This window comes from Rhodovulum sp. DZ06 (genome assembly GCF_050586345.1).
GTDB lineage: Bacteria > Pseudomonadota > Alphaproteobacteria > Rhodobacterales > Rhodobacteraceae > JBOCEF01.
The window spans coordinates 1-21,310 of the sequence record NZ_JBOCEF010000067.1 but is presented as its reverse complement, the minus strand read 5'-3'; the positions used below and the strand labels follow the sequence as shown (position 1 = coordinate 21,310).

General features: G+C 69.8%; 27 protein-coding genes. 16 read left to right on the top strand and 11 right to left on the bottom strand.

The window, feature by feature from the left end; translation table 11 throughout:
- A partial coding sequence (hisG, locus tag ACQ5SO_RS19960) for an ATP phosphoribosyltransferase (RefSeq protein ID WP_430943409.1) occupies positions 1 to 509 on the top strand: 509 nt, incomplete at its 5' end.
- A gap of 275 nt (positions 510 to 784) precedes the next feature.
- Positions 785 to 1,645 carry a pantoate--beta-alanine ligase gene (locus ACQ5SO_RS19955; protein ID WP_430943408.1) on the top strand — a complete coding sequence of 287 codons (861 nt, stop codon included), beginning with the start codon at positions 785 to 787 and terminating at the stop codon, positions 1,643 to 1,645.
- Positions 1,646 to 1,760: 115 nt separating this feature from the next.
- Here the strand turns inward: ACQ5SO_RS19955 and ACQ5SO_RS19950 are convergent, their stop codons facing one another.
- Both ACQ5SO_RS19950 and aroC read right to left on the bottom strand, forming a co-directional pair.
- Positions 1,761 to 2,639, bottom strand: a complete 879-nt coding sequence (locus ACQ5SO_RS19950; protein ID WP_430943407.1) for a haloacid dehalogenase type II — start codon at positions 2,637 to 2,639, stop codon at positions 1,761 to 1,763.
- A gap of 1 nt (position 2,640) precedes the next feature.
- On the bottom strand, positions 2,641 to 3,750 hold the full coding sequence (aroC, locus tag ACQ5SO_RS19945) for a chorismate synthase (protein ID WP_430943406.1): 1,110 nt from the start codon (positions 3,748 to 3,750) through the stop codon (positions 2,641 to 2,643).
- Between the two features lie 169 nt (positions 3,751 to 3,919).
- Here aroC and ACQ5SO_RS19940 point away from each other — a divergent pair, with 169 nt between their 5' ends.
- Complete coding sequence (locus tag ACQ5SO_RS19940) at positions 3,920 to 4,363, top strand: hypothetical protein (RefSeq protein ID WP_430943405.1); 444 nt, start codon at positions 3,920 to 3,922, stop codon at positions 4,361 to 4,363.
- Positions 4,364 to 4,371: 8 nt separating this feature from the next.
- On the opposite strand, the gene speB is transcribed toward ACQ5SO_RS19940, so the two are convergent.
- Together speB and ACQ5SO_RS19930 are read right to left on the bottom strand one after the other, a co-directional pair.
- Positions 4,372 to 5,334 carry an agmatinase gene (speB, locus tag ACQ5SO_RS19935; protein ID WP_430943404.1) on the bottom strand — a complete coding sequence of 321 codons (963 nt, stop codon included), beginning with the start codon at positions 5,332 to 5,334 and terminating at the stop codon, positions 4,372 to 4,374.
- Positions 5,331 to 5,828: a hypothetical protein gene (locus tag ACQ5SO_RS19930; protein ID WP_430943403.1), complete on the bottom strand. Its 498-nt coding sequence runs from the start codon at positions 5,826 to 5,828 to the stop codon at positions 5,331 to 5,333. The genes speB and ACQ5SO_RS19930 overlap by 4 nt, the downstream gene beginning before the upstream one ends.
- Positions 5,829 to 6,124: 296 nt before the next feature.
- On the opposite strand from ACQ5SO_RS19930, the gene ACQ5SO_RS19925 reads away from it, so the two are divergent.
- Positions 6,125 to 6,325, top strand: a complete 201-nt coding sequence (locus tag ACQ5SO_RS19925) for a CsbD family protein (RefSeq protein WP_430943402.1) — start codon at positions 6,125 to 6,127, stop codon at positions 6,323 to 6,325.
- Positions 6,326 to 6,384: 59 nt separating this feature from the next.
- Here the strand turns inward: ACQ5SO_RS19925 and ACQ5SO_RS19920 are convergent, their stop codons facing one another.
- From ACQ5SO_RS19920 to urtA, 7 genes are all read right to left on the bottom strand, one after another.
- A complete protein-coding gene (locus ACQ5SO_RS19920) occupies positions 6,385 to 6,882 on the bottom strand; it encodes a hypothetical protein (protein ID WP_430943401.1) in 498 nt (165 codons plus the stop codon).
- Positions 6,879 to 7,406, bottom strand: coding sequence for a hypothetical protein (locus ACQ5SO_RS19915; protein WP_430943400.1), 528 nt, complete (start codon positions 7,404 to 7,406; stop codon positions 6,879 to 6,881). Before ACQ5SO_RS19915 ends, ACQ5SO_RS19920 begins: the two co-directional genes overlap by 4 nt.
- Before the next feature lie 295 nt (positions 7,407 to 7,701).
- Complete coding sequence (urtE, locus tag ACQ5SO_RS19910) at positions 7,702 to 8,397, bottom strand: urea ABC transporter ATP-binding subunit UrtE (protein WP_430943399.1); 696 nt, start codon at positions 8,395 to 8,397, stop codon at positions 7,702 to 7,704.
- 1 nt (position 8,398) lies between these two features.
- Positions 8,399 to 9,151, bottom strand: coding sequence for an urea ABC transporter ATP-binding protein UrtD (urtD, locus tag ACQ5SO_RS19905; RefSeq protein ID WP_430943398.1), 753 nt, complete (start codon positions 9,149 to 9,151; stop codon positions 8,399 to 8,401).
- A 13-nt stretch (positions 9,152 to 9,164) separates the two neighbouring features.
- Positions 9,165 to 10,283 carry an urea ABC transporter permease subunit UrtC gene (gene urtC, locus ACQ5SO_RS19900; RefSeq protein WP_430943397.1) on the bottom strand — a complete coding sequence of 373 codons (1,119 nt, stop codon included), beginning with the start codon at positions 10,281 to 10,283 and terminating at the stop codon, positions 9,165 to 9,167.
- A 4-nt stretch (positions 10,284 to 10,287) separates the two neighbouring features.
- Positions 10,288 to 11,913 (bottom strand): urea ABC transporter permease subunit UrtB, encoded by a 1,626-nt coding sequence (urtB, locus tag ACQ5SO_RS19895; RefSeq protein ID WP_430943396.1) that lies wholly within the window; start codon positions 11,911 to 11,913, stop codon positions 10,288 to 10,290.
- A gap of 242 nt (positions 11,914 to 12,155) precedes the next feature.
- A complete protein-coding gene (gene urtA, locus ACQ5SO_RS19890; protein WP_430943395.1) occupies positions 12,156 to 13,439 on the bottom strand; it encodes an urea ABC transporter substrate-binding protein in 1,284 nt (427 codons plus the stop codon).
- Between the two features lie 382 nt (positions 13,440 to 13,821).
- On the opposite strand from urtA, the gene ACQ5SO_RS19885 reads away from it, so the two are divergent.
- The 12 genes from ACQ5SO_RS19885 to ureG all read left to right on the top strand — a co-directional run bounded on the left by ACQ5SO_RS19885 (position 13,822) and on the right by ureG (position 21,206).
- Positions 13,822 to 14,670, top strand: a complete 849-nt coding sequence (locus ACQ5SO_RS19885) for an urease accessory protein UreD (RefSeq protein WP_430943394.1) — start codon at positions 13,822 to 13,824, stop codon at positions 14,668 to 14,670.
- An 11-nt stretch (positions 14,671 to 14,681) separates the two neighbouring features.
- A complete protein-coding gene (locus tag ACQ5SO_RS19880; RefSeq protein ID WP_430943393.1) occupies positions 14,682 to 14,984 on the top strand; it encodes an urease subunit gamma in 303 nt (100 codons plus the stop codon).
- 4 nt (positions 14,985 to 14,988) lie between these two features.
- The gene (locus tag ACQ5SO_RS19875) at positions 14,989 to 15,495 is read left to right on the top strand and encodes a hypothetical protein (RefSeq protein ID WP_430943392.1); all 507 of its coding nucleotides are present in this window, start codon (positions 14,989 to 14,991) and stop codon (positions 15,493 to 15,495) included.
- A 24-nt stretch (positions 15,496 to 15,519) separates the two neighbouring features.
- Positions 15,520 to 15,675 carry a hypothetical protein gene (locus ACQ5SO_RS19870; protein ID WP_430943391.1) on the top strand — a complete coding sequence of 52 codons (156 nt, stop codon included), beginning with the start codon at positions 15,520 to 15,522 and terminating at the stop codon, positions 15,673 to 15,675.
- Between the two features lie 17 nt (positions 15,676 to 15,692).
- Positions 15,693 to 15,998 (top strand): urease subunit beta, encoded by a 306-nt coding sequence (locus tag ACQ5SO_RS19865; protein WP_430943410.1) that lies wholly within the window; start codon positions 15,693 to 15,695, stop codon positions 15,996 to 15,998.
- A 5-nt stretch (positions 15,999 to 16,003) separates the two neighbouring features.
- Positions 16,004 to 16,438, top strand: coding sequence for a hypothetical protein (locus ACQ5SO_RS19860; RefSeq protein WP_430943390.1), 435 nt, complete (start codon positions 16,004 to 16,006; stop codon positions 16,436 to 16,438).
- Positions 16,439 to 16,455: 17 nt separating this feature from the next.
- Positions 16,456 to 18,168, top strand: a complete 1,713-nt coding sequence (ureC, locus tag ACQ5SO_RS19855) for an urease subunit alpha (RefSeq protein ID WP_430943389.1) — start codon at positions 16,456 to 16,458, stop codon at positions 18,166 to 18,168.
- 8 nt (positions 18,169 to 18,176) lie between these two features.
- On the top strand, positions 18,177 to 18,968 hold the full coding sequence (locus ACQ5SO_RS19850; protein ID WP_430943388.1) for an NYN domain-containing protein: 792 nt from the start codon (positions 18,177 to 18,179) through the stop codon (positions 18,966 to 18,968).
- A complete protein-coding gene (locus ACQ5SO_RS19845; protein WP_430943387.1) occupies positions 18,968 to 19,573 on the top strand; it encodes an urease accessory protein UreE in 606 nt (201 codons plus the stop codon). The genes ACQ5SO_RS19850 and ACQ5SO_RS19845 overlap by 1 nt, the downstream gene beginning before the upstream one ends.
- A gap of 24 nt (positions 19,574 to 19,597) precedes the next feature.
- A complete protein-coding gene (locus tag ACQ5SO_RS19840) occupies positions 19,598 to 19,876 on the top strand; it encodes a YrhK family protein (protein WP_430943386.1) in 279 nt (92 codons plus the stop codon).
- The gene (locus tag ACQ5SO_RS19835) at positions 19,869 to 20,525 is read left to right on the top strand and encodes an urease accessory protein UreF (protein WP_430943385.1); all 657 of its coding nucleotides are present in this window, start codon (positions 19,869 to 19,871) and stop codon (positions 20,523 to 20,525) included. Before ACQ5SO_RS19840 ends, ACQ5SO_RS19835 begins: the two co-directional genes overlap by 8 nt.
- Positions 20,526 to 20,594: 69 nt before the next feature.
- On the top strand, positions 20,595 to 21,206 hold the full coding sequence (ureG, locus tag ACQ5SO_RS19830) for an urease accessory protein UreG (RefSeq protein WP_430943384.1): 612 nt from the start codon (positions 20,595 to 20,597) through the stop codon (positions 21,204 to 21,206).
- Positions 21,207 to 21,310 lie beyond the last annotated feature (104 nt).

Sequence of the window (21,310 nt, the reverse complement as noted above, 5' to 3'; positions counted from 1 at the left end):
AGAAAAGCTTCGTGCTCGCCGACGGGATGGAGGTGCGCAACGCCTCGCTCGAAAACGGGCTGCTGCATGTCGACCTGGTGGCCGAGATGGGCTTCGGCCATGCCGACCTGATCGTCGCCATCCCGGCCTCCTGGGTGGATGTGGAGCACGCCTCGGACCTCGACGCCGTGGCCGCGCAGTTCCGCGCCCGCCACGGGATGCCGCTGCGCGTCGCCACCAAGTACCACGCCCTGTCGCGGCGCTGGTTCAAGGCGAACGGGGTGGCGGATTACCGGCTGGTGGACAGCCAGGGCGCGACCGAGGGCGTGGTGCGCAACGAGGCCGCCGAGGCCATCGTCGACATCACCTCGACCGGCGAGACGCTGCGCGCCAACCACCTGCGGATCCTGTCCGGGGAGCCGATCCTGCGCAGCCAGGCGACGCTGTGGCGGTCCCTGGCCGCGCGCCGCGGCCCGGCGGCCGAGGCCGCGCTGGAGGAGCTGGAGGCGCGCGCGTCCCGCGACGCCTGACGCCGCCCGCAGCCAGGCGGCGCCGCCAGAGGCGCCGCCCGACAGCGCCGCCCCCCCCCCCAGGGGGGCGGCGTTCGTCGTTAATACCGCCATTTCCCCAGCGTCACCCGGCGCTACGCCGCAGGCCGCCGCCTTGATCCCCCGCCCCGGCAGGCATACCTCTTGAATGCAACCTGTATTTTCAGGACCGCGCCGTTTGAGACCCGAAACCGATTGAACCCCACCACGCCCGATGAAGGGCGGCCCGTCCCCTTGGCGGGTCCGGCGAGAGAGCCATGCACGACATCCCGCTCATCCGCTCGGCGAACCAGCTGCGGTCGCGCGTCCGCTCCTGGCGGGCCTTCGGCGAAACCGTGGCGCTCGTCCCGCTGCAGGGCGGGGTGCATGACGGGCATCTCGCGCTCGTGCGCCGGGCGCAGCGGGACTGGGACCGGGTGCTGGGCGCGATCTTCCAGGACCCGCTGGACCGGCCCGCGGACCTGGCCGACGACGAATACTGCCCGAGCGAGGACCGCGACGCCGAGGCGCTGGACCGCGAGGGGGTCGACGCCCTCTACGCCCCCGCCCCGCGGGTGTTCTACCCGTCGGGCTTCCAGGCCGAGATCCGCCTGCCCGCGCTGACCTCGGTGCTGTGCGGCGAGGATGAGCCGCACCGCTTCGACGGCTTCGTGCGCACGATGGTCAAGATGCTGGGCCAGGCGCAGCCCGACGCGGTGATCCTCGGCGCGCGGGACTGGCAGAAGGTGGCCATCGCCCGGCGCCTGGTGGCCGATTTCGACCTGCCGGTGAAGGTGGCCGTGGCGGCGACCGAGCGGGACATGGACGACATCGCCATCTCCTCGGAAGCCGAGCGGCTGGACGCGGAGGGCCGCGCCGTCGCCCGCCGCCTGTTCCGCGTCCTGACCCGCGCGGCGGACGAGATCGCCGCGGGCGCGCCCGCCGACCCCGCGCTCGACGCCGCCGCGGATGCGCTGGCCGATGCGGGGGCCGAGGTCGAGTATCTCGAGATGCGCGATTCCGAGACGCTGGAGGAACGTTCGGTGGTGGACGAGGCCCGTCCCGCCCGGATCTTCGCCGCCATCCGCATCGGCGATGTGCGGCTGATCGACAACGTGCCCGCCGCAGCCCGGGGCTGAGGCGCGCGCGCCGCCTGCCAGGAGCCGCCGCGCCCCGCGCGGCGGGACCGGCGCGCGGGGGCCTTGCGCCCCCCAAAGCCGGTCCCCACGCCCTGAGCAGGCCGCGGCGCCCGGATCAGCCCCCGAACAGCGCCGCCAGCGCCTCGAGATCCGCCGCGGCGGCGCCGTAAGCCCGCGCGGCATCCTCCACCGCCATCACGTCGTCCATCCGCGTCTCGCCCCATTCCGTGGGCCGCGGGATGTAACCGGTGCGCAGGCCCTCGGCCTTCGCGGCGTCGAGGTCCCCGGGATGGCAGGCCACCATCATCACCTCGGACGGGTCCAGCCGCAGTGCGGCGCAGGCGGCGCGGTAGACCTCGGGCTTCGGCTTGTAGTCCTGCGCGATCTCCGCCCCCAGCACGCAGTCCCAGGGCAGGTCGGCGAAGCGCCCCAGGTGGGTCATCAGCGCGATGGAGCCGTTGGAACAGGGCGCGATGGGCGCCAGGGCCTTCAGCCGCCGCAGCCCCAGGTGCACGTCCGGCCAGGGCGGCAGACGCTCCCACGCCCGGGCCAGCGCGAACAGCTCGTCATCGTCGAACCGGTCGGCGAAGCCATGATCGCCCAGCATCGCCTCCAGCGTCTCGCGATGCAGGTCGTCGAGCGCCACGTACCCCCGCTCCCCGGCCCGGATCGGGGCCATGGCGGGTTCGTAGAGGTTGCGCCAGGCGTCGGCCAGCGCGTCCCAGTCGGCGGTGACGCCCTTCGCCCCCAGCGCCTCCTCCAGCGCCAGCGCGACGCCGGTGCGCCAGTCGACGCAGGTGCCGAACACGTCGAAGATGAAGGCCGAGGGCCGCTCCCCCGCCATCGCCGCGTCGCCGCCCGCGCGCCCGGGCGCAAGGCCGGTCCCGGTGCGGGCGCCGTCCGCGGGGGCCACGGGCGTCGCCGCCCCGGTCCCGCCCTCGCCCGCCGGGCCGTCCGCTTCCAGCGCCGTTTCGCCGCCCATGCCCCCGGTCATCTCACATCCCCCCGATGGGGCCGCGTTCGCCGCCGGTCTGGGCGCGGTCGAGCAGGATGTGGTCGAGGATCACGCAGGCCATCATCGCCTCGCCCACCGGCACGGCGCGCACGCCGACGCAGGGGTCATGGCGGCCCTTGGTGACGATCTCCGCCGCCGCGCCGCCCTTGGTGATGGTCCGGCGGGGCGTGAGGATCGAGGAGGTCGGCTTGACCGCGAAGCGCGCCACCACCGGCTGCCCGGTGGAGATGCCGCCGAGGATCCCGCCCGCGTGGTTGGAGGTGTAGCGCCAGCCGCCCGCGTTATCGGGCAGGATCTCGTCCGCGTTCTCTTCGCCCGTCAGGGCGGCGGCCTCGAAGCCGGCGCCGATCTCGACGCCCTTCACGGCATTGATGGTCATCAGCGCGCCCGCAAGATCGCTGTCGAGCTTGGCGTAGATCGGCGCGCCGATCCCCTCGGGGACGTTCTCGGCCACCAGCTCGATCACCGCGCCCACGGACGACCCGGACTTGCGGTAGGCGTCGAGATGCACGGGCCATTCCTCGGCCGCCCTGGCGTCGGGGACCCAGAGCGGGTTCTGGTCCACCACGTCCCAGTCGAAATTGGCGCGGTCGATCTTGTGCGGCCCCATCTGCACGAGGCAGCCGCGGATGCTCAGCCCCGGCGCGAGCCTGGCCAGCGCCGCCCGCGCGATCCCGCCCGCGGCCACCCGCGCCGCGGTTTCACGCGCCGAGGACCGCCCGCCGCCGCGATAGTCGCGGATGCCGTATTTGCGCCAATAGGCGAGGTCGGCATGGCCGGGGCGGAACTTCTCCATGATCTCGGAGTAGTCCTTGGACCGCTGGTCGGTGTTCTCGATCATCAGCTGGATCGAGGTCCCGGTGGTCACCCCCTCGAACACGCCCGAGAGGATCTTCACCCGGTCGGGCTCGTTGCGCTGGGTCATGTAGCGGTTCTGGCCCGGGCGGCGCTTGTCGAGCCAGACCTGGATCTCGTCCTCGGTGATCGGGACGCCCGGCGGCACGCCGTCGACGGTGGCGCCGAGCGCGGGGCCATGGGACTCGCCCCAGGTCGTGACGCGGAAGATGTGACCGAAGCTGTTGAACGACATGAGGGCCCTCCGTGGTTGGGGCCGGTTTAACGTGTTGCGGGGGGCGCTGGAAGGGGGCGGAAAGGGATGCACGAACGAGCATGCTCAAAGCGTGCTTGACGCATACCCGAATCTCATGCATACACGATGCATGCACTAAACGTGCTCAACTCTCTACAGGAGACACACCATGACCGACCAACGCTTTTTCGCTGAATGCCGCTCCCTCGCCGAAGTGTCCGCTGTGGCCGCCCTTCTCGAAAAGATGCGCAGCGCGTCGCCCGTACTGGAAGACGCCTCCATCGCCGACCGTATCCTCGACAGCTTCGATACCTCTCCGGTCAATGAGGCGCGCAGGCTGCTGCTCAAATGCCTCCTGGACGCGGACCCGGCCGATTGGGTGGAGTTCACCTCGATCCGTGCGGCCTTCCTCGATGCGGGTCTCGACGACAGCACGGCGCAGGGCGCGCTGACCTACCTGTCCTGGCAGATGAAGGAGCACCTGACCGAGGCCGACCTCGCCGGGCTGAACAAGCCGATCGAGGCGCTTGCCGAGCGACGCCGGATCAGCGGCGCCATCCGCTACCGGCTCACCGATGCGGGACGCGAGGCGGTCGCGCAGCTGCTCGGATGATGCGGCCCTCAGCTGGGGCGGTGATGGAAAATCCGCCCCAGCGCGTTCAGCAGCAGTTGCGCGGCCAGCACCTGAGTCGTCTCGGTCGGGTCATAGGCCGGGGCGACCTCGACCAGGTCCATGCCCACGATCCGGTTGCGCTGCGCCAGCGCGTCGATGAACTCCAGCCCCTCGTAATAGAGGAACCCTCCGTGCGAGGGCGTGCCCGTGCCCGGCGCGATGGAGGGGTCGAACCCGTCGATGTCGATGGTCAGGTAGACGCGCGCGCCCTCGGGGACGCGGGCGGCGACGGCCTCCATGCCCAGGGCCCGCGCCTGCCGCACGGAAAGAATGTCCGAGCCCATGCGGCGCGCGTCCTCGTACCCCTCGCGGGCGGTGGAGGAGACGTTGCGGATCCCCACCTGGGTCAGGCCGGTGACGTAGTCCTTCTCGGCCGCGCGGCGCATCGGGTTGCCATGGCCGCGGGTGACGCCGTGGCGGCTGTCCACGAAGTCGAGATGCGCGTCGATCTGCACCACATGGATCGGGTCCTGGCCGGCGAACGCCTCGATGCAGGGGATGGTGATGGAATGATCCCCGCCGATGGTCACCGGCAGCGCGCCCGCCGCCAGGATCGCCTCGACGCCTGCGCGGATATTGGCGTGGGAGGCGATCGTGTCGGTGTGGATGATGTCCGCATCGCCGACATCCACGATGCGCGGGCCGCCCTCGGACGCCGGCGGCAGGTAGGTGACGTCGTCCTCGTGGTCATAGGCCCCGGCATGGCCGAAGGAGAACAGCGTCGACGCCTCGCGGACCGAGCGGGGGCCGAAGCGGGCGCCGGGGCGGAACTGGGTGCCGCCGTCGAAGGGCGCGCCGAGGATGCAGGCGTCGGCGTCGATGGCGCTCCAGTCCGGCTGGATCGGGAACTTGCCGAAAGAGGCGATGCCGGTGAAGGGCAGGTTCAGGCGGCCGCGGTCGTAGTCGTTCATGGGGGCTCCGGGGATGGACGGGACGGCGAAGCGTCGCCCGGCGGCGGGGGCGGGTCAAGCGCCCGCCCATAGGCCGCCAGGCGCCCGAGCAGCGCGGCGACCGGGGCGACGAGGATGGCGACGATCAGCAGCTCCGCCTCGCCGTCCAGGCGGTCGAGGCGGATGTCGAAGACCGCCATCCCGAACACCGCCGCCGCGGGCGCCGAGAGCGCCGGAAGCGCCGCGGCCCCGCGCAACCCCGCCCAGTGGCAGAGCCAGAGCGCGGGCCAGAACCCGGCCGCCGCCGCCGCGCCCCAGGCGACCAGGCCGACGGAGACGAGGAACACCCAGACCCCGACCAGCTCGCCCGCCTCGGACAGGTTGACGGAATTGCCGAGCGCGATCCCCGCGCAGATCCCCGTCGCCTGCAGCCCCGCGCCCGCGAGGGCGAAGACCCCCGCGCCCAGCAGGCTGCGTGGAAGGCTGGCGCGTCGGTCCGACCTGATCCAACCCATGGCGGCGCTCCTTTCCGCGTTGCCCCGTGCTTTCGCCTGCATGACCTGCATTCGGGGCGGCCCAAAGGCGCGGGTGCGAAGACTTCCGGGCGCGCCCGGCGCCGATCCGCTCGATTTCCCGGCGCCGTCCCCTAGGTCATGGGTCGTCGCCGCCGCGCAGCAGGTCTTCCCAAGGGGCCCCGGCGCGGCGATCCGCGGCGAGGCGCATGTTCCGGGGACGCCCCCGGGCCCGTCGCCGCGCCGCCCCAATGGCCGCCGCCGCCGCAGGCGCGGCCGCAAGGCAAGGAGAGAGCGAGATGAACTGGGATGTGGTGAAAGGCAACTGGAGCCAGCTGAAGGGCCAGGTGCAGTCCGAATGGGGCAAGCTGACCGATGACGAGGTCGCGCAGGCCGAGGGCGACAAGGACAAGCTGGTCGGCCTGATCCAGGAGAAATACGGCTATGCCAAGGACGAGGCCGAGCAGAAGCTCGACGCGTTCTTCAAGAAGGCGAGCTGACCGAGGCGTCATCGCGCTGGAAGGGGGGGCGGTCCGAAAGGGCCGCCCCCTTTCGCGTCTCAGGGCTCGGGCGCAGGCGCCGATTTCAGCATGCCGTACATCACGAAGGCCGCGCACAGCCCGCCGGGCTGGGTTGCCAGCAGCAGCAGCCAGAGCCCCGTCGGGTCTGCGGCGAAGCCAAGCGTCACGTCCACGGAGCCCTCCGTGGTCAGCTCCACAACGGAGAACAAGGCCGCCAACCCCAGCGGCGGCGCCGCGATGCCGCGCGCCGCCATCAGCAGCCCTCCCGCCAGGCCCGGCCCCGGCAGACGGGCGATGAGGGGCGCGCCGATCCAGCGCAGACCGGCCCACCAGAGCGGCAGCGGCAGCAGGAGGATGGGGAGCAGCTCAAGCGGCCTGAACGACAGCTCGCGCAGGCCCCAGATGACCATCGCCATGGATCCGAACACCATCACCAAGCCGCCGCCCGACAGCATCAGCGCCCAGACCAGCCCGACGACGGCGGCGGCGCGGAGGTCCCGCTTTTCGGTCGTGTTCGTCGCCCTGCCCCCGGTCACTCGAACACCGAGGCGTCCGGCAGCGGCCGCCGCCCCTGCGCCCAGTCGCCATAGATCATCTCGCGCAGCACCGCGCCCGCGACCGGGGCCGCCGCGACCGCCGAGACCGACAACAGGGTCATCGTCTCAGAGCCCCCTTCGGCCCATGTCAGAAGCGCCGCCAACGGGATGGCCGAGACAAGCGCGGCGAGCGGCAGCGCTGCGGCGCCGCGCCACCCCGCCCGATGCAACAGCGGCGCCGCCGGCGTTCCCACGATCAGGGTCACCGCGCCCCAGGGGGCGAGGCCGAAGATGGTGAAGAATGCGGCGAGGCTCACGAGCCCCTTGACGTCCCCGACATAGACGAACCCGAACAGGTGTTTTCCGGCGATGGAGCACACGACGAAGAGGACGCCCTGCGCCAGCGACCCCGCCGCCGCGCCGAGGAAGATCCCCAGCGCCAGCCAGCGCGGCTTCAGGCGCAGATCGGAGGTCTGGGCCGCGCGCCCGGGCGGATGCCTGTTCTCGGTTTGCTCGGTGGTCATCCCGGCCCTTCCCGCAATCCTGCGGCGCAGCCTCGCCCACGCGCGCGGCCCGGGTCAATGCGCCCCGTTCGCGGGGAGGGAGGGGGAGCGCGAGGGGGGCTGACGCACTGCGTCAGCGGGCCGCGTATCCCCTCCCTCCCCCTCGCATTCCGGGCGCGCCGGCCCCGCCGGGGCGCACCCCCTACGCCCCCCCCACGCATGCAAACGGGGCGGCGGACCCCCACGGCCCGCCGCCCCGCTCCTCGTCACCCCCAGCCGCGCCGGAGCCTCCGGCGCGCTGATCCTGCCCGGTCCGTCAGACCGAGAGCTTCTTCTGCACCTCGGTCTCGACCAGGTCCGCCTTGGGCCCGGCGATCACCGCCTCGCCGCGGTCGAGCACCATCACCTCGTCCGCCAGCGCCCAGGCGAATTCGAAATACTGCTCCACCAGCACGATGGCGATGTCGCCCTTGGCGCGCAGAACCTCGATGGCGCGGCCGATATCCTTGATGATCGAGGGCTGGATGCCCTCGGTCGGCTCGTCGAGGATCAAGAGCCGCGGACGCGTCACCAGCGCCCGGCCGATGGCGAGCTGCTGCTGCTGGCCGCCCGAAAGGTCGCCGCCGCGGCGGCCGAGCATCGATTCCAGCACCGGGAACAGGTCGAAAATCTCCCGCGGGATGTAGCGGTCCTTGCGCGCCAGCGGGGCGAAGCCGGTTTCCAGGTTTTCCTTCACCGTCAGCAGCGGGAAGATCTCCCGCCCCTGCGGGACGATGGCGAGGCCCCGGCGCGCCCTCTCGTGCGGGCGCATGGAGGAGATGCTGGTCCCCTCCCAGGTGATGTCGCCGCCGGTGATTTTCTCCTGCCCGATGATGGCGCGCATCAGGGACGTCTTGCCGACCCCGTTCCGGCCCATCACGCAGGTGACCTTGCCCGGCTGGGCCTTCAGCGCGACCTTCTTGAGGGCCTGCGCGGCGCCGTAATGGAGGTCCAGGTTGGTGCAGTCGAGCATGTCAGCGTCCCAGGTAGCTTTCGATGACGGCGGGGTTCTTCGAGACCTGCTCGAGGCTCCCCTCCGCCAGGACCGAGCCTTCGTTCAGCACGGTCACCTTCACGCCGAGCGCCTCGACGAATTCCATGTCATGTTCGACGACGACGACCGTGCGCTCGCCCGCGATCTCGCGCAGAAGCTTGGCGGTCTCCATCGTCTCGGCGTCGGTCATGCCCGCGGCGGGCTCGTCCACCAGCAGGACCTTGGGGTCCTGCGCCAGCAGCATCCCGATCTCCAGCCACTGCTTCTGGCCGTGCGACAGGGCCGAGGCGAGCTCGTCGCGGCGGCCCTCGAGCCGGATCAGCGCCAGAAGCTCGTCGATCCGGGCCTGCTCCTTGGCCGTGCGCGTGGCGAAGAGCATGTCGAACACGCCGCGCTTCTGGTCGAGGCTCAGCAGGATGTTGTCCTCGACGGTGTGCGTCTCGAACACCGTCGGCTTCTGGAACTTGCGCCCGATCCCGAGGCGCGCGACCGAGGCCTCGTCCTCCTTGGTCAGGTCGATCTCGCCGTTGAACAGGACGTCGCCCTCATCGGGCCGGGTCTTGCCGGTGATGATGTCCATCATCGTGGTCTTGCCCGCCCCGTTGGGGCCGATGATGGCGCGCATCTCGCCCTTCTGAAGCACCAGGGCGAGGTTGTTGATCGCCTTGAAGCCGTCGAAGGTCTTGTTCACGCCGTCGAGGTAGAGGATCGAATTCGCAGCCTGCACGGTCATCGCATCACTCCATTCATTCCGCGGGCTTCGCCTGGGGCGAACCCTTGCCGGACCGGAAGCCGCCCTGCATGAAGGGCAGCCCCCCGAGAACGCCCTTGGGCAGGAAGAGCGTGACGCCGATGAACAGCGCGCCCAGGGCGAAGAGCCAGTAGTCGGGAAGGATCCCGGTGAAGAGGGTCTTGGCCGCGTTCACGAGGATCGCGCCCACGACGGCGCCGACCAGCAGCCCCCTGCCCCCGACGGCGACCCAGATCACGATCTCGATGGAGTTCGCAGGCGCGAATTCGCCGGGGTTGATGATGCCCACCTGCGGCACGTAGAGCGCGCCCGCGACCCCGGCGAGCATGGCCGAGAGGGTGAAGACGAAGAGCTTGTAGCCCTCGACCCGGTAGCCGAGGAACCGCGCGCGGCTCTCGGAATCGCGGATCGACACCAGGATCTTGCCCGCGCGGCTCGCGACGACGACGCGGCACACGAGGTAGCCGAGCGCCAGCGCGATGGCGGAGGCGACGAAGAGGCCGGCGCGCGTCTCGGGCGCCTGCAGATCGAACCCCAGCACATCCTTGAAGTCGGTCAGCCCGTTATTGCCGCCAAAGCCCATGTCGTTGCGGAAGAAGGCGAGCAGCAGCGCATAGGTCATCGCCTGGGTGATGATCGACAGGTACACGCCCGTCACCCGCGACCGGAAGGCGAGGAAGCCGAACACGAAGGCGAGCAGCCCCGGCACCACCATGGCCATGAGGGCGGCGAACCAGAACATGTCGAAGCCGAGCCAGAACCAGGGCAGCTCCTGGTAGTTCAGGAACACCATGAAGTCCGGCAGCTCGGGGTTGCCGTAGACGCCGCGGGGGCCGATCTCGCGCATCAGGTGCATGCCCATGGCATAGCCCCCGAGGGCGAAGAACGCGCCGTGCCCGAGGGACAGGATCCCCGCATAGCCCCAGATCAGGTCGACCGACAGCGCGAGCAGCGCGTAGCACAGGTACTTGCCGAACAGCGCGACCATGTAGTTGGGCACGTGCAAGGCCGTCCCCGGCGCCTGGGTGAGGTTGAGGATCGGCACCGCCGCCGCGAAGACGGCCAGCACCACGAGGAAGACGTAGGATCGTGCGTCGAGAGATTTCAGCAGCATGGGGTCACTCCACCGCGCGGCCCTTGAGCGCGAACAGGCCCCGGGGCCGGCGCTGGATGAAGAGGATGATGAAGATCAGCACCAGGACCTTGCCGAGCACGGCGCCCGCGTAAGGCTCGAGGAACTTGTTGACGATGCCGAGGGTGAAGGCCCCCGCGAAGGCGCCCCAGAGGTTGCCGACCCCGCCGAAGACCACGACCATGAAGCTGTCCACGATGTAGCCCTGCCCGAGGTTCGGGGAGACGTTGTCGATCTGGCTCAGCGCCACGCCCGCGAGGCCCGCGATCCCGGCGCCGAGGCCGAAGGTCATCGCGTCCACCCAGCCGGTCTTCACGCCCATCGCGTCGGCCATCTTGCGGTTCTGCGTGACCGCCCGCATCTGCAGACCCATCGGGGTCTTCTTCAGGATCGCCTGCAGCAGCAGGAACACCGCCAGCGCGAAGACGAGGATCCAGAGCCGGTTCCAGGTGATGGTCATCTGCCCGAGCTCGAAGGCGCCCGACATCCAGTCGGGGTTGCCGACCTCCTGGTTTGTCGGGCCGAAGATGGTGCGCACGGCCTGCTGCAGGATCAGCGACACGCCCCAGGTGGCGAGCAGCGTTTCCAGCGCGCGGCCATAGAGGTAGCGCACCACGCCCCGCTCGATCGCCACGCCGATGGCGCCGGAGATGAGGAAGGCGAGCGGCGCGGCGATCACCAGCGAGGCGCCGAACAGCTCGGGCGCGTTGTTGCGGATGATCTCCTGCACCACGTAGGTCGTGTAGGCGCCGATCATCACCAGCTCGCCATGGGCCATGTTGATGACCCCCATGACGCCGAAGCTGATCGCGAGGCCGATGGCCGCCAGCATCAGCACCGAGCCGAGCGAGACGCCGTACCAGATGTTCTGACCGAGGTCCCAGAGCGCCTTGGACTGCTCGATCAGCTCCTTGGCGCGGACCGCGGCGGCGGCGACCTCCGCGTCCTCGTTCTCGAGCTGGGCGTTGATGAGGGCGAGCGAGGACAGCGCCCCCTCCGCGCCCAGCCGGTCGAGCGCGGCGACCTTCTGGTCGGTCCCGAGATCGGAGACCAGGACGGCGGCGGCGCGGGCGGTGCCCATGGCGGCGCGCACGCCGTCGTCGGCCTCGGTCGCGAGGGCCGCGTCGAGCGCCTCGATCATCTCGGGATCGGGCGCCTTCAGCAGGTTCTCGGCCGCGAGCAGCCGCTTGTCGGGGTCCTGCGAGCCGAGGGTCAGCTGCGCGACCGCGGCGCGGATGGCGCGGCGCAGGCTGTTGTTGACCCGGACCTTGGAGCCGTCGCGGCGGCCGATCTCTCCGATCGTCTCGCCGGTGATGGCGTCATAGGCGGTGTAGGTCCGGTCGGCATAGACGACGCGGACGACCTGGTCATTGGACTTGAGCTGCTGCAGCTCGCCCTCGCCGAGCGCGGTCAGCACGCCCACGGCGCGGTCGTCGCCGGTGGCGGCGATGGCTTCGATGACCGCCTCGCGGTCGCCGTAATTTCCGTCGGGAAGCTGCGCGACGAGCGCTTCGAGCGCCCCGTCTTCGGCCTGGGCCTGGGCCGCGACGGGCGCGGCCAGCATTCCCAGGACCCAGACGAGCGCGAGCGCGATGCGGCGGAGCGGTGTCATGTGTATCGCCTTGTGCCCTGCGGCGCGGTGGAAGGACCGGCCCGGCGGGGGCTGCGCGCCCCGGGGCCGGTCCCCGCGCCCCTCGGCGCCCCTCGCCCCTGATCGGAGGCGCGCCGAAAGATGAGGCCCCGGTCCGCGCGGGGAGGAGACGCGCGGGCGGGGCGGGGTGACGGGGGGCGCGGGCGCCCCCCCGTCAGCTTGGGATCGCCGGGCCCGGGGGCCCGACGCTCAGCAGGCGCCGATCACTGGCCTTTACCGCCGCACTGGCCGGTCTCGACGTTGAAGTTCCCGCAGGACATCGGCGCGCGCCAGTCGGAGATCAGGACCGAGGATTCCGGCAGGTAGTCGGACCAGGCGTCGCCCACGACGAGGCCGGGGGTCTCCCACACGGTCTCGAGCATGCCGTCGGCCTGGATCTCGCCGACCAGCACCGGCTTGGTGATGTGGTGGTTCGGCATCATCGAGGAGTAGCCGCCGGTCAGGTTCGGCACGGACACGCCGACGATGCTGTCGATCACCGCGTCGGGATCGGTGGTGCCGGCCGCCTCGACCGCCTTCACCCACATGTTGAAGCCGATGTAGTGGGCTTCCATCGGGTCGTTGGTCACGCGCTCTTCCGAGCCGATGAAGGACTGCCAGGCCTCGATGAAGGCGTCGTTGGCCTCGGACTCGGCGGTCATGAAGTAGTTCCAGGCGGCCAGGTGGCCGACCAGCGGGCCGGTGTCGAGGCCGGCGAGCTCTTCCTCGCCCACCGAGAAGGCGACGACGGGAATGTCTTCGGCCGAGATGCCCTGGTTGGCCAGTTCCTTGTAGAACGGCACGTTGGCGTCGCCGTTGATGGTGGACACCACCGCGGTCTTCTTGCCGGCCGAACCGAAGGCCTTGATGTCGGACACGATCGTCTGCCAGTCGGAGTGCCCGAACGGCGTGTAGTTGATCATGATGTCTTCTTCGGCGACGCCCTTCGACTTCAGGTACGCCTCGAGGATCTTGTTGGTCGTGCGCGGGTACACGTAGTCGGTGCCGGCCAGGACCCAGCGGGTGACGTCCTCGTTCTCCATCAGGTAGTCGACGGCGGGGATGGCCTGCTGGTTCGGGGCTGCGCCGGTGTAGAACACGTTGCGCTGGGATTCCTCACCCTCGTACTGCACCGGGTAGAACAGGAGGCTGTTCAGCTCCTCGAACACCGGCAGGACCGACTTGCGCGACACCGAGGTCCAGCAGCCGAACACGGCCGAGACCTTGTTGACCTCGATCAGCTCGCGCGCCTTCTCGGCGAAGAGCGGCCAGTCGGAGGCCGGGTCGACGACGACGGCCTCGAGCTTCTTGCCCAGCACGCCGCCCTTCTTGTTCTGCTCCTCGATCAGCATGAGCATGACGTCCTTGAGCGTCGTCTCGGAGATCGCCATGGTGCCGGAGAGCGAGTGCAGGATGCCGACCTTGATGGTGTCTTCCTGGGCGGCCGCGCCCGAGGTCAGCGCGGTGGTGGCGGCGAGGCCCAGAAGGGCGTTGCGAAGGATTTTCATGTGTCACTCCTGCCGCGGATCTCTTGCGCCCGGCGCGGCGCGTCTTGCGCGCTGCACGAAGACCGCTATGTGGTGCGGCCTGAAGCGGGCGGATCCGCTCTGTTTGCTTCATGCGCGGCGGGAACCTTGCGATTGGACCCGTGGAGTTCTCGTCGCGCGCCCGGCCCGCCTCCCCCCTCATCGCGAAGGCTCCTCGGTCCCGGCGAGGTCAAGTGAGACCCCGCCGCCGCTTCGCTGCAAGCGCGAAGGACCCGGAAACGGTCACTTTGCGGGACATGATTAAATTTTGTTCAGTTCAGCCCCGCTGAATGGGAAAGTTTGAGCACGCCAACCGACTCCCCGGCGCCTATAGTTGAGGCGAAACGAGGGAGCGAAGCGCCCCATGGGCATGATCGAGACGATCCAGGGTCAAAAACCGACGGAAATTCCCGCCGACGCGCCGAAACAGCCGCGCGCGGTGGGCGAAGCGCGCGTGGGCGCAGGGGCGGAGTCGCGCCTGAAAGACCTGCGCCAGGCGGGCTGCTGCAAGGCGCTGCTGCCGATGACGGCGGGCCCCGGGCTCGACGCCGTGCTGGTCAACACCGCGGGCGGCATCACCGGCGGCGACCGCATCCTGTGGGGCGGCGCGGCGGCCGGGGGCGCGCGGCTGACGCTGACCACCCAGGCCTGCGAGCGCGGATATCGCGCCCAGCCCGGCGAATCGGGCGAGGTGCGGGCCGAGCTTTCGGTCGCCGATGGCGGGCGAATCGACTGGCTGCCGCAGGAGACGATTCTCTTCGACCATTGCGCCCTGTCGCGCCGCTTCGACGCGGCGCTGGAAGGGGACGCCGCGCTCCTCGCCTGCGAATCCGTCCTGTTCGGCCGCGCCGCGATGGGAGAGCGGCTGGAGGCGGTGGAATTCACCGACGCCTGGCGCGTGCGCCGGGACGGAAAGCTGGTCTTCGCCGACACGCTGCGCCTCTCGGGCCCCGACGCGCTGGGGCGCGCCTTCTGCCTGGACGGCGCCGGCGCCTGCGCCACGATCCTGCTGGCCGCCCCCGGCGCCGCGGACATGGAGCGGGGCGCGCGCGAGGCGCTCGGCGACGCCCCCGGCGCGGGGCTGAGCCTGGTCGCCGACGATATTCTCGTGGCGCGGCTTCTCGCCCCTTCCGGTTTCGCCCTGCGCCGCCGCATGATCCCGCTGCTGGCCGCCCTTCGCGGCGCGCCGCTGCCGAAAGTCTGGACTCTGTAAGGACCTGCCCGATGAACCTGAGCCCGCGTGAAAAAGAAAAGCTGCTGGTCGCCATGGCCGCCGAGGTGGCCCGCAAGCGCCTCGCCCGCGGCGTGAAGCTCAACCACCCCGAGGCGATCGCCCTGATCACCGATTTCGTGGTCGAGGGCGCGCGCGACGGCAAGTCCGTGAGCTACCTGATGGAGGCGGGCGCGGCGGTGATCCACCGGGCCCAGTGCATGGAGGGCGTCCCCGAGATGATCCACGAAGTGCAGGTCGAGGCCACCTTCCCCGACGGCACCAAGCTGGTGACCGTCCACCACCCGATCCGCTGAGCCGATGGTGAAGCTGATCCTGAAGGCCGGGGGGGATCATCCGATCTCGTTCTGCGACTGCGATCCGCAGGCGGATTTCGCGGTCGCCACCTCAGGGCAGCTCGACTGCCCCTGGTGCGGCTGCGGCTGGCTTTTCACCTGCTCGCGCTGCCGGCGCGCCTTCACCTGGGGCGTGGTCGCCGACAGCACCCGAACCGCCGAGGAGGTCGCGCGCCATCTCGCCGGGCTCGGCCCGGACGACGCCGTCGGCGCCGAGGACCGCGAGGAATACGAGTGGCTGGAGCACGGGCTGCGGGACCTCGCCCCGGGGACCCGCGTTGTCCTGCTGGACGGCGGGATCCTGCCGCTGGACGAGCCGGTGGACCTGCATGGCTGGATGTCCCGCCACCGGTTCGACCGGCTGCCCCATCTCGACGCGCCCTCCGCCGCGGCGCTGGATGCGCTGTTTGGCGACAAGACCTATTGGCTGGAGCGGGCGCATCACGACGCCGCCACTTCCGACACCAACTGAAGAATGTCGATCAAGGACCTGAAGATGAAAGCTTTCGCCGTCGCCCTGATCCTCGCCCCCGCCGCCGCGCTGGCCCATGGCGGGCCTCAGGGGCACGCCCATCCCCACGGGCTGGAGGGCGCGGCCCTCGTCGCCCTCGCCATGGCCGGCTTCGCCGCCTGGCGCTTCATCAAACGCTGAGCAGGAGACGCGCCATGCTGGTTCCCGGACAGATCATCCCCGCGGAAGGCGAGATCACGCTGAACGCAGGCGCCGAGGCGATCACGCTCGAGGTCGCCAACACCGGCGACCGGCCGGTGCAGGTCGGCTCCCACTACCATTTCGCCGAGACCAACGAGGGCCTCGCCTTCGACCGCGCCGCCGCGCGCGGCATGCGCCTCGACATCCCCGCCGGCACCGCCGTGCGGTTCGAGCCGGGCCAGACCCGCGAGGTGAACCTGATCCCCATCGGCGGCGCGCGCCGCATCTACGGCTTCAACCAGGCCGTGATGGGGGCGCTGTAAGCCCCATGGCCCTCGTGGAAGTGCGCAACGACTACGCCGTCTCGCCCGACGCGCTGTGGGACGTGACGACCGATTACGCCAAGCTCGCGCTGCTGAACGCGGGCATGGTCGCGATGCGCAACATCCCCACCGGGCGGCTGGCGACGGGCGATGACTTCACCTGCGAGGTCTCGCTCTTCGGCCTGCTGCCCTGGCAGCCCTACCGCATCCGCATCCGCGAGGTGAACGACGCCGGGCGCTTCTTCCTGTCCGAGGAAGACGGCTCGGGCGTCGACATGTGGCGGCACCGCTCCTCGGTCATCGCGACCGAGGGCGGCGCCGCGCTCATCGACCGGATCGAGATCGAGGCGGGCTGGAAAACCGCACTCGTCGCCCGCTGGGCGACCCTTCTGTATCGCCGCCGGCACCCCGCACGACTGCGGCTGCTCGGCCTCGCCTGAACCTGGGAAGACCTGCCATGCCCGCCACCATCTCCCGCGCCGAATACGCCGCCATGTATGGCCCCACCACCGGGGACAAGCTGCGGCTCGCCGATACCGAGCTTTTCATCGAGGTTGAGAAAGACCTGACAACCTACGGAGAAGAGGTGAAGTTCGGCGGCGGCAAGGTGATCCGCGACGGCATGGGCCAGGCCCAGGCGACCCGCGCCGAGGGGGCCGTGGACACGGTCATCACCAACGCGCTGATCGTGGACCATACCGGCATCTACAAGGCCGATGTGGGCCTGAAGGACGGGCGCATCGCCGCCATCGGCAAGGCGGGCAACCCCGACACCCAGCCGGGCGTCGACATCATCGTCGGCCCGGGCACCGAGGTGATCGCGGGCGAGGGCCGGATCCTCACCGCCGGGGGCTTTGACAGCCACATCCACTTCATCTGCCCGCAGCAGATCGAGGACGCGCTGCATTCGGGCCTGACCACCATGCTCGGCGGCGGCACGGGCCCGGCGCATGGCACGCTGGCCACCACCTGCACCCCCGGGCCCTGGCATATCGGGCGGATGATCCAGGCCCTCGACGGCGTGCCCATGAACATCGGCCTCGCCGGCAAGGGCAACGCGTCCCTGCCCGGCGCGCTGGAGGAGATGGTCAAGGGCGGCGCCTGCGCGCTGAAGCTGCACGAGGATTGGGGGACGACGCCCGGCGCCATCGACTGCTGCCTCTCGGTCGCCGACGACATGGACGTGCAGGTGATGATCCACACCGACACGCTCAATGAATCCGGTTTCGTAGAGAACACCGTCAAGGCCCTGAAAGGGCGCACGATTCACGCCTTCCATACCGAGGGCGCGGGCGGCGGACACGCCCCGGACATCATCAAGATCTGCGGCGAAGAGAACGTCCTGCCGTCCTCCACCAACCCCACGCGCCCCTTCACGGTGAACACGCTCGAAGAGCATCTCGACATGCTGATGGTCTGCCATCACCTGTCGAAATCGATCCCCGAGGACGTGGCCTTCGCGGAATCCCGGATCCGGCGCGAGACCATCGCGGCCGAGGACATCTTGCACGACATGGGCGCGTTCTCGATCATCGCCTCGGATTCGCAGGCCATGGGGCGCGTGGGCGAGGTGCTGATCCGCACCTGGCAGACCGCCGACAAGATGAAGCGCCAGCGCGGCCGCCTCTCGGAAGAGGTTGGCGACAATGACAATTTCCGCGTTCGCCGCTATATCGCCAAGTACACGATCAACCCGGCGATCGCGCATGGCATGTCCTCGCAGATCGGCTCCATCGAGGTCGGCAAGCGCGCGGATCTCGTGCTGTGGAACCCGGCCTTCTTCGGCGTGAAGCCCGAGATGGTGCTGCTGGGCGGGATGATCGCGGTGGCGCAGATGGGCGATCCGAACGCCTCGATCCCGACGCCGCAGCCGGTCTATTCGCGCCCGATGTTCGGCGCGATGGGCCGCGCGGTGGAGCGCTCGGCGGCGATCTTCACCAGCCAGGCGGCGGTGGATGGCGGCCTGCGCGAGAGCCTCGGGGTGGCGAAGGAGCTGGTCGCGATCTCCAACGTGCGCGGCGGGATCGGCAAGTCGGCGATGCAGCTGAACGCCGAATGCCCGGAGATCGAGGTGCACCCGGAGACGTATGAGGTGCGTGCGAATGGCGAGCTTCTGACCTGCGAGCCGGCGAAGGTGCTGCCGATGGCGCAGCGGTATTTTATGTTCTGAGGGGCGCAATGCGAAATTACGCGTTTATTGACGGTGAATTTCTCAACAAACTCGTCGAAAAGGTTTCTGAGGAATTTAATGTTGAAATTTCGAAATCAGGTGGAAGCACTGAGTTTACACTTTATGAATCGAAACTCTGCAACGCCTCAGAACGCGTTTTTTACTATGACGCATATCCTGAAAGCGCCCAAGACTCCCCCGAATTTCACAGAAAAGAAGCAGAGTTCCGCCGAATATCGGCACAGAAAGGGTGTTTCGTGCGGCCCGCACTGACAAGACGAGGGCGGAGAAGGGAGCAAAAGGGCGTCGATGTGCTCCTAGCCGTCGAATGCCTACAACACGCGCTCAGAGGAAATATAGACGGCGCGCAAATTTTTACATCTGATATGGACTTTTTCCCACTTCTTGAAGCGCTTCAAAACTCCAAAACGCGTACCGCACTTTACTACGATCCAGATCGCACAAATCCAGACCTTATCAGCGTAGCTGATGTATCAATACCGCTGAGTAGCGCCAACATAATCATGGGGTCAAACCTAACCCCTGGATACAGCCAATCAAGCTTTGACATCAAAGAGCACCTAAGACGCGGCTCCGACGTGCGACCAATTCCCCTCCCTGAGAATGCGAGCTCGGCAGTAGAAATGTTTGAAATTGAGGACAATCATGGCGACCTGCGATACTGCCTTGTAGATAAATATGACCGGTGCATTTATGCCAATTACAGATGCACTTTAGAGTCTTTAGCGAGACAGCAACTCCCTCTTAGCGATGAGTTTCTTTTGCGGAATCCATTCTAATGACCCACGCCCACACCCTCACCGCCCCCACCGCGCCCGCCGCCACCGTCACCCTCGCCTATGACGACCGCTGGCGCCGCCGCGCGCGGCTGACCACGGACGCCGGGGAATCCTTCCTCCTCGACCTGCCCGAGGCCACGGAACTCCCCCACGGCATGGCGCTCCTCCTCTCCGACGGGCGCGAGGTGCTGATCCAGGCGGCGCCCGAGCCCTGCACCGAGGTGCGCGGCCAGGACGCGACGCATCTCGCCCGCCTCGCCTGGCATCTCGGGAACCGCCACCTGCCCACGCAGATCGAGGCGGACCGGCTGACCATCCGCCGGGACAAGGTGCTCGAGGACATGCTGGCCCGGCTGGGGGCGGAGCTGACCTTCCTCTCCAAACCCTTCACCCCCGAGGGCGGCGCTTACGGCCACGGGCGCACCCATGGCCACAGCCACTCCCACGACCCGCACGAGGACCCGAACGCCCATATCCGGGCCGAGGGACCGGGCGCCGGGCACGGGCACTCCCATGATCACGCGCATGACCACGACCATCACCACGACCACGCGCACGACCATCACCACCACGGTCATTCCCACGCGCATGACCATGACCACTGAGGCCCCCGCCCGCCGGAGCCGCCCGTGAGGCTGTTCGACCCCGCCGCCCATAACGCGGCCGAGAACCGCGAGATCCACGCGGCGACCGAGATCCTCTACACCGCCGTCGATTTCACCGCGGCGGCGCTGTTCGTGATCGGCTCGGTCATGTTCTTCTCCGAGGCGTGGCAGAATGCCGGGACGTGGCTGTTCCTCGTCGGCTCGGTCTGCTTCGCCCTGAAACCCACCATCCGGCTGGCGCGGGAGCTGCACTACTGGCGCCGGGGCAAGCTGGACCGCCTTGCGGAGCGCGCCGATGACTGAGACGCAGAAATCCCCCGCCGAAGCCGCGCTGATCCTGTCGCAATGGCTGAGCTCGGGCTATCCCACCGGCGCCTTCGCCTGGTCCCACGGGCTGGAGAACGCGGTGGCGGAGGGCGCGGTGACGGACGCGGCCGCCTTCCGCGCCTTCGCCGCCGATTGCCTCGAACATGGCGCGGGGCGCTCGGACGCGATCCTGCTGGCCCATGCTTGGCGCGACCCGGCGGACGACGCCCCGGCGGAACTGGCCGAGGCGCTGGCCCCGTCGAAGGAGCGGCGGGCCGAGACGCTCGCCCTCGGGGCCGCTTTCGCCGCCGCCACCGCCGCCAGCTGGGGGCCGCGGGACCTGTCCCCCGCGCCCTACCCCGTCGCCTTCGGGCGGGCGGCCCGGGCGCATGGCATTCCGCTGGAGCTCGCCCTGCCCGCCTATCTGCAGGCCTTCGCGGCGACGCTGGCCTCCGCGGCGCAGCGGCTGGTCCCGCTGGGCCATACCGAGGCGCAGCAGGCGCTCGCCGCCCTCGCCCCCGTCGCGCTGCGGGTGGCGGCGGCGGCGGAAGGCGCCCCGCTGGACGCCGTGGGCGGCGCCGCCTTCGCCGCCGACATCGCCGCGATGCGGCACGAGGTGCAGCAGCCGCGGCTGTTCCGCTCCTGATCCCCCCTTGCCTCGGCCCCCTGCGCCGGGCCTGATGCGCGAAGACCCAAGACCCTTCGGAGACCCCACATGCCATCCCCCAACGGCCCGCTGCGCGTGGGCATCGGCGGCCCCGTCGGCGCCGGCAAGACCACCCTGACCGACCGGCTGTGCAAGGCGATGCGCGACCGCTGGTCCGTCGCCGCCATCGCGAACGACATCTACACGCGCGAGGACGCCGAGGCGCTGATGCGCTCCCAGGCGCTGCCCTCGGACCGGATCATGGCGGTGGAGACCGGCGGCTGCCCCCACACCGCGATCCGCGAGGATGCGAGCATCAACCTCGCCGCCGTGACGGAGATGCGTGCGCGGCACCCGGACCTCGACGTCATCTTCATCGAGAGCGGGGGGGACAACCTGTCGGCCACCTTCTCGCCCGAGCTGGCGGACCTGACGGTCTATGTCATCGACACGGCGGCGGGGGACGACATCCCGCGCAAGGGCGGCCCGGCGCTGACCCGCTCGGACCTGCTGGTGGTCAACAAGACGGATCTCGCGCCTTACGTGGGCGCGGATCTCGAGCGGATGAAGTCCGACAGCGCCGCGATGCGCCGCGGCCGCGGGACGGTCTTCGCGCAGCTGCGGAACGGCGTGGGCGTGGACGAGATCGTCGAGTTCATCGCCCGCGAGGGCGGCCTGTAAGGCGCTGCGCCTGGAATGACGGGCGGCGGCGCGGGATGGCGGGGGGGGGGGGGGGGGGGGGGGGGGGGGGGGGGGGGGGGGGGGGGGGGGGGGGGGGGGGGGGG

What these genes read in the sequence shown, in the direction of transcription:
- ACQ5SO_RS19930 (WP_430943403.1), bottom strand. Translation starts at nt 5,828, where the DNA reads ATGGGTTGGATCAGGTCGGACCGACGCGCCAGCCTTCCACGCAGCCTG.
- urtB (WP_430943396.1), bottom strand. Translation starts at nt 11,913, where the DNA reads ATGACACCGCTCCGCCGCATCGCGCTCGCGCTCGTCTGGGTCCTGGGA.
- aroC (WP_430943406.1), bottom strand. Translation starts at nt 3,750, where the DNA reads ATGTCGTTCAACAGCTTCGGTCACATCTTCCGCGTCACGACCTGGGGC.
- ureC (WP_430943389.1), top strand. Translation starts at nt 16,456, where the DNA reads ATGCCCGCCACCATCTCCCGCGCCGAATACGCCGCCATGTATGGCCCC.
- ACQ5SO_RS19835 (WP_430943385.1), top strand. Translation starts at nt 19,869, where the DNA reads ATGACTGAGACGCAGAAATCCCCCGCCGAAGCCGCGCTGATCCTGTCG.
- ACQ5SO_RS19875 (WP_430943392.1), top strand. Translation starts at nt 14,989, where the DNA reads ATGGTGAAGCTGATCCTGAAGGCCGGGGGGGATCATCCGATCTCGTTC.
- ACQ5SO_RS19845 (WP_430943387.1), top strand. Translation starts at nt 18,968, where the DNA reads ATGACCCACGCCCACACCCTCACCGCCCCCACCGCGCCCGCCGCCACC.
- urtD (WP_430943398.1), bottom strand. Translation starts at nt 9,151, where the DNA reads ATGACCGTGCAGGCTGCGAATTCGATCCTCTACCTCGACGGCGTGAAC.
- ACQ5SO_RS19885 (WP_430943394.1), top strand. Translation starts at nt 13,822, where the DNA reads ATGGGCATGATCGAGACGATCCAGGGTCAAAAACCGACGGAAATTCCC.
- ureG (WP_430943384.1), top strand. Translation starts at nt 20,595, where the DNA reads ATGCCATCCCCCAACGGCCCGCTGCGCGTGGGCATCGGCGGCCCCGTC.
- ACQ5SO_RS19850 (WP_430943388.1), top strand. Translation starts at nt 18,177, where the DNA reads ATGCGAAATTACGCGTTTATTGACGGTGAATTTCTCAACAAACTCGTC.
- urtC (WP_430943397.1), bottom strand. Translation starts at nt 10,283, where the DNA reads ATGCTGCTGAAATCTCTCGACGCACGATCCTACGTCTTCCTCGTGGTG.
- ACQ5SO_RS19950 (WP_430943407.1), bottom strand. Translation starts at nt 2,639, where the DNA reads ATGACCGGGGGCATGGGCGGCGAAACGGCGCTGGAAGCGGACGGCCCG.
- ACQ5SO_RS19955 (WP_430943408.1), top strand. Translation starts at nt 785, where the DNA reads ATGCACGACATCCCGCTCATCCGCTCGGCGAACCAGCTGCGGTCGCGC.
- ACQ5SO_RS19880 (WP_430943393.1), top strand. Translation starts at nt 14,682, where the DNA reads ATGAACCTGAGCCCGCGTGAAAAAGAAAAGCTGCTGGTCGCCATGGCC.
- urtA (WP_430943395.1), bottom strand. Translation starts at nt 13,439, where the DNA reads ATGAAAATCCTTCGCAACGCCCTTCTGGGCCTCGCCGCCACCACCGCG.
- speB (WP_430943404.1), bottom strand. Translation starts at nt 5,334, where the DNA reads ATGAACGACTACGACCGCGGCCGCCTGAACCTGCCCTTCACCGGCATC.
- ACQ5SO_RS19940 (WP_430943405.1), top strand. Translation starts at nt 3,920, where the DNA reads ATGACCGACCAACGCTTTTTCGCTGAATGCCGCTCCCTCGCCGAAGTG.
- ACQ5SO_RS19870 (WP_430943391.1), top strand. Translation starts at nt 15,520, where the DNA reads ATGAAAGCTTTCGCCGTCGCCCTGATCCTCGCCCCCGCCGCCGCGCTG.
- ACQ5SO_RS19915 (WP_430943400.1), bottom strand. Translation starts at nt 7,406, where the DNA reads ATGACCACCGAGCAAACCGAGAACAGGCATCCGCCCGGGCGCGCGGCC.
- ACQ5SO_RS19925 (WP_430943402.1), top strand. Translation starts at nt 6,125, where the DNA reads ATGAACTGGGATGTGGTGAAAGGCAACTGGAGCCAGCTGAAGGGCCAG.
- ACQ5SO_RS19860 (WP_430943390.1), top strand. Translation starts at nt 16,004, where the DNA reads ATGGCCCTCGTGGAAGTGCGCAACGACTACGCCGTCTCGCCCGACGCG.
- urtE (WP_430943399.1), bottom strand. Translation starts at nt 8,397, where the DNA reads ATGCTCGACTGCACCAACCTGGACCTCCATTACGGCGCCGCGCAGGCC.